Below are 12,462 nucleotides of genomic sequence, written 5' to 3' on the forward strand. Positions count from 1 at the left end.
CACCACATATCTCCCAGCAAGCGCGGCGGAAAGAAGCAGGACCGCAAGCAGAGTCGACATTGCAAATGGTTATCACTATATAGCGGCGGCTTTGACGGCTCGCCTCTTACATGGTGCCGGCGAGAGCGCGGTAAATGTGCTAGCTATTGTGACATCTATTGTGATCTAAAACGGCTTGAAAACCGACAAAAAGCAAATAGAAACAATAGCGCGGGTCGAACGAGTTTCCTCGAGAGAATCAGTCCTCAAGAACTAGAACGTGCTCCTTGAACCCTCCATTCCCTTCGGCTCTGTGGACCTCGGACAAGTTCGGCTTGCCGGGCGAAGCCGACTCGGCTCGAATGGCAGCACGCATCTTTTCGAAGATGCCGACGTTTATGATTACCAACCGGCATAGCCGCTAGGGAAACAGCAGTATGAGTGAACACGCAATCGAGTTCTTGCGCGGGTGGATTGGCGAAAAAGTCCACTGCCAGCCCTCGCCAGCCAGGATCGAGAAGCAGGCCGAGACCCTCGCCAGGGAATGTGCGGCCAAGGCCGCCGAAGCCGGCATACCCCTGGAGGATATCCAGGAAGAGGTCGGCGACATTCAGGAGCTCATTGCTTCGAGGCTCGAAGAGGCGGCCGAGGCCGATCAGGACGAGCGGAATTCCAACAAGCCTGCCGGCTGACGGACCGCCCCCCGGCAAAACCTGCCGGGCGAACATTGCCTGTCTGATGCAGTTGCGCGGTCTTATCGCCGCGCAGCTTTGCCAAATCTCTCCTCGAGCCATGCTTCCGGCAACGCTGGCACGAAATTGTCGTCGCGCCCGGTCATGTCTTCATTGGCGACCAGAGCATTGAGGATTGCCTCTTCCACGCTCTGAACGACGGCGTCGAAGAATGGGTTGATGTCGGCATCCGGTATATAGCCGGCGCTGACCAGCTTGCCGGCCGCGCCGCGCGCCGCATCGGCATTGGCCGTGCTGAAGGCCAGAAAAATATCGCCGGATGAATTGTATCCATAGCCGCCGGTCAGCGCGACGCCGAGCGGCAGGCGTTTCGCCAGCCGTTTCAACTGGTGCGGCATGAATGGCGCGTCGGTGGCGACGATCGCGATGATCGAGCTCTTTTCCGCTCGCGGCGTGTTGTCCCGGGTCGCCGGTTCGGCGAGTTCCGCTCCGGCTCTGATGCCACGGATCACGAGGTTCCGCCGTGCACCGAAATTCGACTGGACGAAGCAGCCGATCGTGAAACGCTCTCCATTCCAGTCGACGCTGCGCGAGGATGTGCCGGACCCTGCCTTGAAGCCGAAGGTGATCATGCCTGCGCCCCCGCCGACGCTGCCCTCTTCGATCGGCCCGCTTTCAGCCGTTTCGAGCGCGGAAAACACGTGCTCGAAGCTCACATGGTGGCCGTTGATATCGTTCAGGAAGCCGTCGTAAGTCTCGCCCGCCACCGGCAGCGCCCAGGCGCTGTCGAGCGATTGCGGCAGCACCGCCTGCATCCAGCGCAACGTTGCGTCGCGGCTGACGCCGCAGGAATGCGTGTTGGTGATGGTGATGGGAAGATTGAACGCTCCAAGTTCCTCTATCAGATGCGAGCCGGTCAGTTCGCCATTGCCATTGGCGCTGAACATCCCGGCGAACGCCGGGACGGCCAACTCGCCTCTGGGCCGTGGCAGGATCGCGGTTACGCCGGTGCGTACCGGACCCTTGCCGACGACGAGCGGCCCATCCCCTGAGATCAGTGTCGTATAGCCCACCGTCACGCCAGGCACATCGGTGATGGCGTTGAAGCGGCCCGGCGTTCCATCGAATGGGATCGCGAAGGCGCGGGCGCGCAGTTTGCCCGAGCGCGTTGCAAGGTGCGGGTCGGTCATTTCACCCTCAAAGAAGTCTTGGTCACCCTCAGAAGAGCGAACCTTGGCCGCCCGGCGCCTTGAGCTTGGCCGCGGGCTTCGCAACCGTCTTCGGCCGCGTCGTGCCACTTATGGCGACTGCATCGGCGGTGCCGTCGGCGAACTCCAGTGAAAGCGCCATCCCCGACACAACTTCTGCCGCGTGCTTGACCACGGCGCCGTCCACATCCTTGACCAGCGCGAAGCCTCGCGCCAGCACGGCCTTGTGCGAGAGCGTCGCCAGCAGCCGGTCGGCCTGCGTCAGTTTTCCACGCAGGCGGTCCAGCCGTCTTGAAATCGCCTGGTCCTGCCGCCGTGTCAGTGCCAGCAGTGCATCGCCTTGCAGTTTCTGCCGTCTGGCGATGGGCGCCGGTGACAGTCTGGTCGCCGTGCGTGAAAACCGCGCCCGACGCTCGCGCACGATGGCGAAGAAAGCCGCTTGCGCACGGGCGAGGTCGCGGCGGGTCAGAGTGCGGGCTTCGTTCATGCGCCGCGACAAGGTCGCCGGCGTCAGCCGCTGCCCCAGAAGCCTGGCTCGCTTGCGCTCGACGCTGACCGACAGCGCCCGGCCGAGCCGGCTCGTCGCCTCGTCGAAGCGCCGCCGCGGCAGCGCCAGCAACTGGTCGGGCGAGGGCAGCGCCCGGGCGGCCGCGCGTGCCGCCTGCCGCTTGCGTTCGAAATTGCGCGACAGTGCGGTCTTCAACCGCGCGCCAAGGCCGGCAAGCGTCGCTTCGAGGTCGACCTTGACCGGCACGGCGATCTCGGCGGCGCCTGTCGGCGTCGGCGCCCGCACATCCGCAGCCAGATCGATCAATGTCCAGTCGGTCTCGTGGCCGACCGCGGAAATCACCGGAATACCCGAAGCGGCGACGGCCCGGGCGAGCGCTTCGTCGTTGAAGCCCCACAGATCCTCCAGGCTGCCGCCGCCGCGTGCCACGATCAACAGATCGGGCCGCGCGATGGCGCCGTCCCATGGCAGTGCGTTGAAGCCGTTGACGGCAGCGGTCACTTCCGCACCCGCCGTCTCGCCCTGCACCCGCACCGGCCAGACCAACACGTGCAGTGGAAACCGATCCTTGATGCGGTGGATGATGTCGCGGATGACGGCGCCTGTCGGCGAGGTGACGACGCCGATGACGCAGGGCATGAACGGCAGCCTGCGCTTGCGCGCCGCGTCGAACAGGCCTTCGGCCTGCAGCCGGCGCTTGCGCTCGTCCAGCAGCGCCATCAGCGCACCGGCACCGGCGGGCTCGAGATTGTCGATGACGATCTGGTAGGTGGATTTTCCGGGATAGGTGGTGAGCCGGCCGGTGGCGATCACCTCCATGCCTTCCTCTGGACGGAATTTCAGCCGGCTCATCGTGGTCTTCCACACCACGGCGTCGAGCCGCGCGCGATCGTCCTTCAGGCAGAAATAGGCATGGCCGGAGGAATGCGGTCCGCGATAGCCGGAAATCTCGCCGCGCACCCGTACATTGCCGAAGACGTCCTCGACCGTACGCTTCAGCGCGCCGGAAATCTCGCTCACCGTATATTCGGTGGCGTTGGTGCGTGATTCGGATGCTGCGTCGCTCATCGGCCGATTGGGGGACGGTTGTTGGCCGCCGTCAAGGCGGCCGTGTTCGATGTCGGCCTCAATCGCGCGATCACCAGCCCGGCAGGATCTGGTTAGGCTTGGTCCGCTTCATCTTGGCGAAGGCGAGGGCGGCGAAGTCGAACGTGCCGGTCTCCTCGCCGAGTGGCACGGAAATATTGTCGAGGCTCTCCGAAATGTGGCGCGCAAGCGCGTCGACGATCTCCGGCCGCGAGGTCTGACCGCGCATGATGCCGATGCGGCAATCGGGCAGGGCGCCGAAACCATCGGCCTCGCCCAGCACCCGCATGCCGGGCCGCAGGGCGCATTCCGGCAGCACCGAGATCGCCAGGCCGGAAAGCACCGCGGCGGCGATGACGGTGGCAGAGAAGCTGGTGAACAGGATGCGATAGTCGCGGCTCTGCTGATCGAGCACGTCGGCGGCGGCCCGCCGCCAGATGCAGTTCGGCCGGCCGAAGGCCATCGGCAGGATCGGCTGCTCATGCGTCGCATGGTTGGCCGAGGTAACCCACAGCAGCGGTTCGCGCCGCACCACTTCCGACTGGCCGCGCGCGTCGTTGTGCGTCACCAGCGCCAGGTCGAGATTGCCGCGCTTGATGTGTTCGACCAGTCCCGGCGTCGGTTCGCAGATAACGGTCAGTTCGACATGCGGGTTGGAACGGGCAAACCGCGCCATGATCTCTGGCAGGAAGCGATCGGCATAATCGTCCGGCGTGCCGATGCGGATGGTGCCTTCGAGCCGGCGGTCGTCGAAGGCGGCCAGTGTTTCCTTGTTGAGATAGAGCAGCCGCCTTGCGTAGGAGAGCAGTCTGTCGCCTTCCTCGGTCAGCCTGTTGGTGCGGCCGTCTTTTTCGAACAGCGGCTTGCCGATCCGTTCCTCCAGCCGCCGCATCTGCATCGACACCGCAGACTGGGTCCGATGCACCGCTTCCGCCGCGCGGGTAAAGCTGCCGGTGTCGACAATCGAGATGAAGGTCTGCAACTGATCGAGATCGAGCGGCGCTTTCATTGGCCTAATCCATCATTGATGCTGATGCTAAAGATTAGAAACATTCGTTGGATTAATCAATCGGGCCATGGCAAATTCGCATTGTCCACATGAAGGCATGTGAATCGAAGCCGGAACGGCCGCTGTCGCCAGCGCCCGATCGACCGGTTTCGCCCGTTCGAATGTGAAGGAGACCGACATGGCTACGTTTGATTTCGCTACCGAGACCTCGCGCATCACCTCGCGTCCGGCCGTTGCGACGCGCGTGGCCAATGCGGCTGCCAATATTTACCGCGCCTGGAAAAACCGCCGCGCCTTTTATCGCCTCGGCGAGATGTCGGATGCCGAGCTTGCCGACATCGGTCTGACCCGCGCCGACCTGCACGTCGCTGTCGGTGTACCCTTTGGCCGCGATCCGACAGAGAGGCTTCGCGTCATCGCGGTCGAGCGCGCCGAAACGATCGAGGATATTGCCCGCAAGGTCGTGTGATCGCGTGGTTTCGCCGTTCGGGCGCGTTGAACCTTTTTGAGGCACGACGCCACCAAGTTACGCAGGCTCCCCACTCCCTGCCGGATCCCCCCGGCCAGCCTGCGCGCTGCCCGGTCCTCCCAGGACCGGGCTTTCTTTTTTGGGCGGCACTGATGATTGGTTGCCGGTGTCTGGTCTAGCGCCGGCCCATGCCCTGCTTGAACTGGTCGAAGATCGACTCCATGCCTTTCTGGTAGTCGTCGCGCTGCTGGGCGCCTGTCTCGAACATCTTGCCGAACAGGTCGTCAAACGGATTTCTCGGCCTGCCGCTCGGATTGGCCTGCGGCTGCGGCGCCTGGGGTTGCTGCGGCGCCTGACGCGGCTGAGACTGTTGTGCGCCACCGCCGAACATGTCCTGCAGCACCTTGCCGAGCGGATTGTCACTATAAGGGTTCTGTGTCTGCTGGGGTTGGTTCTGCGGCTGCTGTGGCTGTGGTGCACCGCCGCCGAACATATCCTGCAGCACCTTGTCGAGCGGATTGTCACCATAAGGGTTCTGTGTCTGTTGCGGCTGGCTTTGTGGCTGCTGCCCGCCGCCGAACATGTCCTGCAGCACCTTGCCCAGCGGATTGTCGCCGTAAGGGCTCTGCGTCTGTTGCGGCTGCTGCCCGCCGAACATATCCTGCAGCACCTTGCCGAGCGGGTTATCCGTGGGGGCTGCAGGCTGAGGGGCCGGCGCCTGGCTGCCGCCGCCCGCCTGCCGCATCATCTGCTCGATGAGCTCGCCAAGCGGATTGCCGCCACCGCCTGCCGCATGCATCTGCCCGCCTAGCTGGTTGGTGGTCTGCTTGAACAGCCCGCCCATCATCATCGAGGCGATTGCCGGCAGCATCTGCTGCAGGACCTGCTGGCTGACGCCGCTCGCCTGCGCGGCCTGGTTGGCGACGGCCCGCGACAGGTCCTTCGAGCCGAACAAATGGCCGAGAATGCCGTTGCCTTCATCGAGGCCCTGCGGCGAGAAGGCCCGGCTTGCATCCTCGAAATATTTGGCGTGCTGGCCGCTGGCCATCGCCGTCATGAAGGAGCCGAGCCCATAAGGGTCGGAAGTGTTGCGCTTCAGCCCCTGCGAAAAGGCCGGCAGCAGCGCCGCGACCGCCGCCTGCGTCTGCTGCTGCGAAAGCCCGAACTGCTGGGCCAGCGCCTGCATGCCGTTGCCGTTCTGGGCCTGTGCCAGAATATCGAACAATGAAGGCATTGTTTTCTCCTCCGGGAAAATCCTCGTTGGAGAAGCCTAATTCGTTTCCATCACTGATTGAAGCGAATTTGCCGGACCGTCGGCCAAGCGGATAGCGAAGCGTTAATACGCGTATTCCATGAACACGGGCTCGATCGAGCCGCCCCAGCGCGTGTGGTAGGCCGAGAGCATCTCTTCGGCGCTGGTGGTGCCACGCGCGACGACCTCGTCCAGCGTGTTGAGGAACGACGTCTCGTCATAGCCGTCGCGGTTCTTGCGGCCGCGGTTCTTCAGTCCCATGCGCGAGATGACGAGCACGTCGCGGGCGATCTCGCGCAATGTCGTGTTGCGGAACGGCGCCGAAATGCCCTGTTCCGGCACCGCGTTGCGCATTGCCAGCACTTCGTCGTAGCTCCAGCTCGAGGTCAGCGCCTCGGCCGCGTCGAGCGCAGCCGCATCGTAGAGCAGCCCGACCCAGAAGGCCGGCAGCGCGCAGATGCGCCGCCACGGCCCGCCATCGGCGCCGCGCATTTCGAGAAAGCGCTTCAGCCGCACATCCGGGAACAGCGTCGAGAGATGGTTCGCCCAGTCGCCCATCGTCGGCAGGCCGTCCGGCAGGTCGTTACGGGCAGCACCCGCCATGAACTGGCGGAAGGTGATGTGCGTCATGTCGTGATACTGGCCGTCGCGGATGACGAAATACATCGGTACGTCGAGCGCCCATTCGACATAATCGGCAAAGCCGAAATCGGGCGAGAAGCAGAATTCGAGCAGGCCGGAGCGCTGATTGTCGGTGTCGCGCCAGATCTCGCCGCGCCAGCTCTGTAAGCCGTTCGGCCGGCTTTCGGTGAAGGGCGAGTTGGCAAACAGCGCCGTCGACAGCGGCTGCAATTTCAGCGACACCTGCATCTTGCGGCGCATGTCGGCTTCGCTTTCGAAGTCGAGGTTCACCTGGATCGTGCAGGTCCGGTACATCATGTCGAGACCTTTGGTGCCGACCTTGGGCATGTAGCGGGTCATGATCTCGTAGCGCGATTTCGGCATTTTCGGCGTCTCGGCCAGCGACCATTTCGGGCTGCCGCCAAGGCCGAGAAAACGAATTCCCATCGGTTCGGCGATCTCGCGCACCTGCGCCAGATGCGCATTGCCTTCGCGGCAGGTCTGGTGGATCGTCTCCAGCGGCGCGCCGGACAGCTCGAATTGGCCGCCGGGCTCCAGCGAGATCGCGCCTTGGCCGGTCGGCTCGACCAGGCCGATGATGCGGCCGGCATCCATGATCGGGTCCCAGCCGAGTTTGTCCTGCATGCCTTCGAGGATGGCGCGGATGCCGCGCTCGCCGCCATAGGGCACCGGCGCATTGCCGTCGACATAGAACGGGAATTTCTCGTGCTCGGTGCCGATGCGCCATTTGTCGCGCGGCTTGTTGCCTTCGGCCAGATGCTCGACGAGTTCGTCGACGCTTTCTATCGGCCGGAAGTCGGTTGTATCGCGCGCCATAGGAGCCCTCCGCACATGACCCTGAAAATCGGCTTCGATTTTCGGAAGGGATCAGGTGCCCAATCAAATGCTACAGCGTCCTTTACGCGCCCGAAAGGACACGCGGCCACTGCCGGCGCTAGATGGACGAAATGTCAGTAGCCGATCAAGCGAAAAATCCTGAGCCAGCGGGTAATTGGAATTGATCACCAATCGCCGATTGTCGCCTGGATCAGCGCCAGTGCCGCCACCGCCGCCGTATCCGCTCGCAGGATGCGCGGCCCGAGCGGAATCGCGGTAACGAAGGGCAGCGCTCTCAGCATCTTGCGTTCCTCGTCGGAAAAGCCGCCCTCCGGTCCGACCAGCAGACCGAGCTTGTTCTCCCGCACCACCTGCAGTGCCGGCAGGGGACTGTTGGTCGATGCATCCTCGTCGCAGAAGATCAGCCGCCGCTCGGGGTCCCAGCCCGCCAGCAGGCGCTCGAATTTTTCCGCTTCGCGCAGCTCTGGCACCGCCAATATGCCGCATTGCTCGGCCGCCTCGACGACATTGGCGCGCAGGCGCTCGATGCCGGGTTTTGCCACTTGCGTATGCTGGGTGATGACCGGCTGCAGGATGCCGGCGCCCATCTCCACCGCCTTTTGCACGAGGTAGTCGAGCCGCCCTTGCTTCAGCGGCGCGAAACAGTAGACGAGATCGGGCAACGGCGGCTGCGGCCGCTGCAATGCCAGCAACTTCAGGCGCAACGCCTTCTTCGATTTTGCCGCGATCGCAGCCGACCATTCGCCGTCGCGGCCGTTGAAGACCAGAATTTCGGCGCCTTCGCCGAGCCGCAGCACGTGCGAGAGATAATGGCTCTGCTGCGGGCCGACGTCGAACTCGATGTCCGGTCCAAGCCCGTCCGGCACGAACAGCCGCTGCATCTTGTAATTGGCGCGCATCGCCGAGGAATGGGCGAGGCCATCGCCGGCGTCAAGCCTCCGCGCTGGCGTGCCAGACAGGTCTGTAGCCACGCTTCAGCACGGAAACAGTTGTCGCCGGCGTGAGCAGGCCGATTGGACCGTCGGTAAAATCGCCGAATCCCACCGGTTCGCCATAACCGCCGAAACTCCAGGGCAGCGCGGCGCCGTCAAACAGGGCGTACGCCCTGTTTCCTGACGAGATCATCGTGCCGTCCGGCAAATCCGCAAGCGCTTCCGGTTTCAGTCTCGTCGCCCGCCCGCCCGATGCCAGGCGCTCCTTGTGCAGGCGCTTGTCGAGTTGCGGCGCGCGTGACTCGGCAATGCCGAAGGCGTCGCCGAAACGCCGGACAAAATCCCTGGCCCGCTCGCGCCGGCAGAAGAAGCAGGGACGGTGGCCGGCGGCAAGTGCCGTCACCTCGTCGAGGAAAAACAGCTCGGTCCAGCCGGCCTTGCCGCCAGCCCGGTTGCGCCCCATCGGCTCGCGCCGCACGTTGCCGAATTCGCAGACGCAGATGATCCAGGCTTGCAGCGCCCAGCGCTTCTTCAACAGCGTTCTCGTCTCGGGGTCGTGAATGATGCCGCGATTGCCCATGAACAGGCCGCGCTCCGGCACGGCATGGATGGTGCCGAACGGGTCGATCCGGTTTTGCAGTGGCATAGGCGTTCCCTGTTGGCTGCAATGCTGGCGCCATGATATCGCTCGTTGCATCAATTTCATGTCAGCAGGTTTCGATGCGGGTCTTGGTTGTCCAGAACTTCGACAATGAGGGCCTTGGCCAGATCGGCGCGGCCCTTGTCGAGGCGGGTGCCGCTATCGACCTGCGCCGTCCCTACTGCGGCGACGCGCTGCCGCAAGATAGCGGCGGGCATGACGCCATGGTGGTGCTCGGCGGCGCGCAGAATGCGCTGGACGACGAGCTCTGTCCTTATTTTCCTGGCCTGCTCGACCTGACGCGCGACTTTGCCGAGAGGGATCGCGCGGTGCTTGGTATCTGCCTCGGCAGCCAGTTGGTCGCGCGCGCCTTTGGCGGCGAGAACCAGATCGGCGGCGCGTCGGAGTTCGGCTGGCACGAAGTCGCGCTCACCGCGGCGGCGCAGGCCGATCCGGTGCTCGCCGCCTTGCCTGAAAAATTCCCGATCTTCGAATGGCACGACGACACCTTTGTCTTGCCCGAGACTGCCGTGCGGCTGGCCGGCAACGCCGTCGCCAAGAACCAGGCGTTCCGCATCGGCCGCGCCGTCTATGGCTTTCAGTTCCATTTCGAGGCCGACCGGCCGATGGTTCGCGACTGGAGCACGTCCTTCGCACCGCTGATCGCCGAACGCCATCCGGATTGGGCCGTCCGGCTCGACGACGAAATGGCCCGCAACGGACCGCAAGCCGATGCCGCCGGCCTGGCCATCGCCCGCGCTTGGGTGGCGACGATCTGACGGCCCATATAGTCAACGTATTTGGCGACGTTGCATATTTGGCACGCGGCGGCAAATCCGCCGGGGATAACGCGTTTCATCCTTGGCCTGTGTCTGTCCGCCAGCCTAAAAGGCGCGCGCTCTGCATCTTGCGTGCAACCGCGATGAACCTTTCCTGTGACCCGCGCGACACACCACCGATACAGAACATGCCTAGAAGCGCGAAACCGTCCGACATTTGCGACGTATTTTGCGTTTCAACGCATTGGTAACCCGCTCGTGCATAGATGCAGGAAGCTCAACAAGAGATGACGTCCGTGAAAGCAGCCTTTTTGTCCTTTGTCATGTTGTCGGCTATCGTCTTGTGCGGCCTCGGCATTTATTCCGCCGACGCGGCCAACGACCACAATGCCGTTGACGGCTACGGCGTCACCGCCGCGCTTCGCTAGCCTCTCTGCTCATAATCCCACGCGTTTCCTACGCCCGCTCACCCGTCACTGTCAGGATATGCTTGTCCGCGCCGTCCACCACGAGCGCGGTGAGGTTTCCCGACTGCCAGGCGAGTGTGTCGACATTGACGCGGTTGCCGGTGATCTCGGCCTTGGCCACTGGCGTATGGCCGTGCACCACGATCTTGGGATGAAGACCGGTGTGATCGTGGAAGACCTCGCGGATCCAGATCAGGTCCTGCCGGGTCTGGCTTTCCAGCGCAACGCCGGGCCGGATGCCGGCATGGCAGAAGAAGAAGTCGCCGAACGTCACTGAGAAGGGCAGCGAGCGCAGGAACTCGACATGGTTCTGCGGCACCGCCTCGACCAGCGCGGCGTGCCCTTGCCGCAGTGCCGCATCGGCGCGGCCAAACCAGGCGCTGCTCCCACCGAGCGACACGCCATAGGATAGCGCCGTCTGGATGCCGCCATAGCGCATGAACAGGCCGTCCGGGTCGGGGACATCGAGAAAATCGAGAAAGCCGAGATCATGATTTCCGGCGAGCATCAGGTGACGCGGATCGCGTCTTTGCGCGTCGATCAGGAAATCGATGACGCCCCTGGAGTCCGGGCCGCGATCGACATAGTCGCCGAGATGGATCACGCGCCAATCGGCCGACGGCCTTTGACCGAGCTCCGCCTCGATCCGCCGGTGCATGGCGGTCAGCAAATCGAGCCGGCCGTGCACATCGCCGATCGCGTAAAGGCGCATGCCTTGCGGTCCGCGCGCCTCGTAGAAACTGATGCCGGGCTCCGTCAATGCCTGCGTCGCCTCCGTGGTCATGCCGTCACGGGACTTTAGCGCCGAAGCTGATCCTTGCCCATGTCGGTGACCAGACGCTTTCCGCACAGAGCCAGCGTTATGTCCATCTCCTTGCGGATGATTTCAAGCGCCTTGGTAACCCCTTCCTTGCCGAGTGCGCCGAGGCCGTACAGGAAAGGCCGGCCGATATAGGTGCCCTTGGCGCCGAGGCACAGTGCCTTGAGCACGTCCTGGCCGGAGCGGATGCCCCCGTCCATATGCACCTCGATCGCGTCGCCGACGGCGTCGGCGATCTCTTCGAGCGCCATGATCGATGACGAGGCGCCGTCGAGCTGGCGGCCGCCATGGTTGGAAACGATGATCGCGTCGGCGCCTGTCCTGGCCGCCATCAGCGCATCCTCCTTGTCGAGTATGCCTTTCAGGATCAGCTTGCCGCCCCAGCGCTCCTTGATCCAGGCGACGTCCTTCCACGACAGATGCGGATCGAACTGCTCCTTCGTCCACGACGACAGCGAGGCGAGGTCGCCGACGCCCTTGGCATGGCCGACGATGTTGCGGAAGCTCCGGCGCTTGGTCCCGGCCATGCCGACGCACCAGCGCGGCCTGGTCGCCATCTGCCACAGGTGCTTCGGCGTCATCCGCGGCGGCGCCGAAAGCCCGTTGCGGATATCCTTGTGGCGCTGACCGAGGATCTGCAGGTCGAGCGTCAGCACCAGCGCCGAACATTTCGCCGCTTTTGCGCGATCGATCAAATCGAAGACGAAGTCCTTGTCGCGCAGCACATAGAGCTGGAACCAGAACGGCTTCCTGGTCACCGACGCGACATCCTCGATCGAGCAGATGCTCATTGTTGACAGCGTGAACGGCACACCGAATTCTTCCGCCGCCTGGGCCGCCAGCATCTCGCCGTCCGGATGCTGCATGCCGGTCATGCCGGTCGGCGCCAGCGCCACCGGCATCGTCACCTTCTCGCCGATCATGGTCGATTCCAGCGAGCGGTTATCCATGTCGACCAGCACGCGCTGGCGGAACTTGATCTTCTGGAAATCTTCCTCGTTGGCCCGGTAGGTGCTTTCGGTCCAGGCGCCGGAATCGGCGTAGTCGAAGAACATCTTCGGCACGCGGCGGCGTGCCAGGTCCTTGAGGTCGGCGATGGTGAGAATGCTGCTCATGGATCTCTTTCCGCTGGTTCTTCGCTG

13 protein-coding genes are annotated in these 12,462 nt (G+C 63.8%); 4 read left to right on the forward strand and 9 right to left on the reverse strand.

Annotated elements, in window-relative coordinates; all coding sequences use genetic code 11:
* Positions 1–416 precede the first annotated feature (416 nt).
* Positions 417–671, forward strand: a complete 255-nt coding sequence (locus tag NKH90_RS26365; protein ID WP_023677464.1) for a DUF768 domain-containing protein — start codon at positions 417–419, stop codon at positions 669–671.
* 62 nt (positions 672–733) lie between these two features.
* On the opposite strand, the gene NKH90_RS26370 is transcribed toward NKH90_RS26365, so the two are convergent.
* From NKH90_RS26370 to NKH90_RS26380, 3 genes are all read right to left on the reverse strand, one after another.
* Positions 734–1,861, reverse strand: coding sequence for a DmpA family aminopeptidase (locus NKH90_RS26370; RefSeq protein ID WP_352821922.1), 1,128 nt, complete (start codon positions 1,859–1,861; stop codon positions 734–736).
* 28 nt (positions 1,862–1,889) lie between these two features.
* On the reverse strand, positions 1,890–3,455 hold the full coding sequence (xseA, locus tag NKH90_RS26375) for an exodeoxyribonuclease VII large subunit (RefSeq protein WP_352821925.1): 1,566 nt from the start codon (positions 3,453–3,455) through the stop codon (positions 1,890–1,892).
* A gap of 70 nt (positions 3,456–3,525) precedes the next feature.
* Positions 3,526–4,482 (reverse strand): LysR substrate-binding domain-containing protein, encoded by a 957-nt coding sequence (locus NKH90_RS26380; protein ID WP_023680469.1) that lies wholly within the window; start codon positions 4,480–4,482, stop codon positions 3,526–3,528.
* A 178-nt stretch (positions 4,483–4,660) separates the two neighbouring features.
* Here NKH90_RS26380 and NKH90_RS26385 point away from each other — a divergent pair, with 178 nt between their 5' ends.
* Positions 4,661–4,951: a DUF1127 domain-containing protein gene (locus NKH90_RS26385; protein ID WP_352821928.1), complete on the forward strand. Its 291-nt coding sequence runs from the start codon at positions 4,661–4,663 to the stop codon at positions 4,949–4,951.
* Positions 4,952–5,126: 175 nt separating this feature from the next.
* Here the strand turns inward: NKH90_RS26385 and NKH90_RS26390 are convergent, their stop codons facing one another.
* The 4 genes from NKH90_RS26390 to NKH90_RS26405 all read right to left on the reverse strand — a co-directional run bounded on the left by NKH90_RS26390 (position 5,127) and on the right by NKH90_RS26405 (position 9,260).
* Positions 5,127–6,185, reverse strand: a complete 1,059-nt coding sequence (locus tag NKH90_RS26390; protein ID WP_352821931.1) for a DUF937 domain-containing protein — start codon at positions 6,183–6,185, stop codon at positions 5,127–5,129.
* Positions 6,186–6,287: 102 nt separating this feature from the next.
* Positions 6,288–7,661: a glutamate--cysteine ligase gene (locus NKH90_RS26395; RefSeq protein WP_352541776.1), complete on the reverse strand. Its 1,374-nt coding sequence runs from the start codon at positions 7,659–7,661 to the stop codon at positions 6,288–6,290.
* A 185-nt stretch (positions 7,662–7,846) separates the two neighbouring features.
* Entirely contained in the window at positions 7,847–8,581 is a 735-nt protein-coding gene (locus NKH90_RS26400; protein WP_352541812.1) for a 16S rRNA (uracil(1498)-N(3))-methyltransferase, read from the reverse strand.
* 31 nt (positions 8,582–8,612) lie between these two features.
* Positions 8,613–9,260: a hypothetical protein gene (locus tag NKH90_RS26405; RefSeq protein ID WP_352747853.1), complete on the reverse strand. Its 648-nt coding sequence runs from the start codon at positions 9,258–9,260 to the stop codon at positions 8,613–8,615.
* 74 nt (positions 9,261–9,334) lie between these two features.
* On the opposite strand from NKH90_RS26405, the gene NKH90_RS26410 reads away from it, so the two are divergent.
* The gene (locus NKH90_RS26410; protein ID WP_352821934.1) at positions 9,335–10,033 is read left to right on the forward strand and encodes a type 1 glutamine amidotransferase; all 699 of its coding nucleotides are present in this window, start codon (positions 9,335–9,337) and stop codon (positions 10,031–10,033) included.
* A 287-nt stretch (positions 10,034–10,320) separates the two neighbouring features.
* Positions 10,321–10,461 (forward strand): hypothetical protein, encoded by a 141-nt coding sequence (locus NKH90_RS26415; protein ID WP_292664785.1) that lies wholly within the window; start codon positions 10,321–10,323, stop codon positions 10,459–10,461.
* Between the two features lie 28 nt (positions 10,462–10,489).
* Here NKH90_RS26415 and NKH90_RS26420 read toward each other — a convergent pair whose 3' ends face one another.
* Positions 10,490–11,260: a metallophosphoesterase gene (locus tag NKH90_RS26420; protein WP_352821977.1), complete on the reverse strand. Its 771-nt coding sequence runs from the start codon at positions 11,258–11,260 to the stop codon at positions 10,490–10,492.
* A gap of 38 nt (positions 11,261–11,298) precedes the next feature.
* A complete protein-coding gene (locus NKH90_RS26425) occupies positions 11,299–12,435 on the reverse strand; it encodes an alpha-hydroxy acid oxidase (protein WP_352680839.1) in 1,137 nt (378 codons plus the stop codon).
* Between the last annotated feature and the right edge of the window lie 27 nt (positions 12,436–12,462).

Source organism: Mesorhizobium sp. M0898 (assembly GCF_040319695.1).
GTDB lineage: Bacteria > Pseudomonadota > Alphaproteobacteria > Rhizobiales > Rhizobiaceae > Mesorhizobium.

Coding starts and splice junctions, on each gene's coding strand:
- NKH90_RS26405 (WP_352747853.1), bottom strand. CDS start 9,260: ATGCCACTGCAAAACCGGATCGACCCGTTCGGCACCATCCATGCCGTG.
- NKH90_RS26380 (WP_023680469.1), bottom strand. CDS start 4,482: ATGAAAGCGCCGCTCGATCTCGATCAGTTGCAGACCTTCATCTCGATT.
- NKH90_RS26370 (WP_352821922.1), bottom strand. CDS start 1,861: ATGACCGACCCGCACCTTGCAACGCGCTCGGGCAAACTGCGCGCCCGC.
- xseA (WP_352821925.1), bottom strand. CDS start 3,455: ATGAGCGACGCAGCATCCGAATCACGCACCAACGCCACCGAATATACG.
- NKH90_RS26365 (WP_023677464.1), top strand. CDS start 417: ATGAGTGAACACGCAATCGAGTTCTTGCGCGGGTGGATTGGCGAAAAA.
- NKH90_RS26385 (WP_352821928.1), top strand. CDS start 4,661: ATGGCTACGTTTGATTTCGCTACCGAGACCTCGCGCATCACCTCGCGT.
- NKH90_RS26415 (WP_292664785.1), top strand. CDS start 10,321: ATGACGTCCGTGAAAGCAGCCTTTTTGTCCTTTGTCATGTTGTCGGCT.
- NKH90_RS26395 (WP_352541776.1), bottom strand. CDS start 7,661: ATGGCGCGCGATACAACCGACTTCCGGCCGATAGAAAGCGTCGACGAA.
- NKH90_RS26410 (WP_352821934.1), top strand. CDS start 9,335: ATGCGGGTCTTGGTTGTCCAGAACTTCGACAATGAGGGCCTTGGCCAG.
- NKH90_RS26390 (WP_352821931.1), bottom strand. CDS start 6,185: ATGCCTTCATTGTTCGATATTCTGGCACAGGCCCAGAACGGCAACGGC.
- NKH90_RS26400 (WP_352541812.1), bottom strand. CDS start 8,581: ATGCGCGCCAATTACAAGATGCAGCGGCTGTTCGTGCCGGACGGGCTT.
- NKH90_RS26425 (WP_352680839.1), bottom strand. CDS start 12,435: ATGAGCAGCATTCTCACCATCGCCGACCTCAAGGACCTGGCACGCCGC.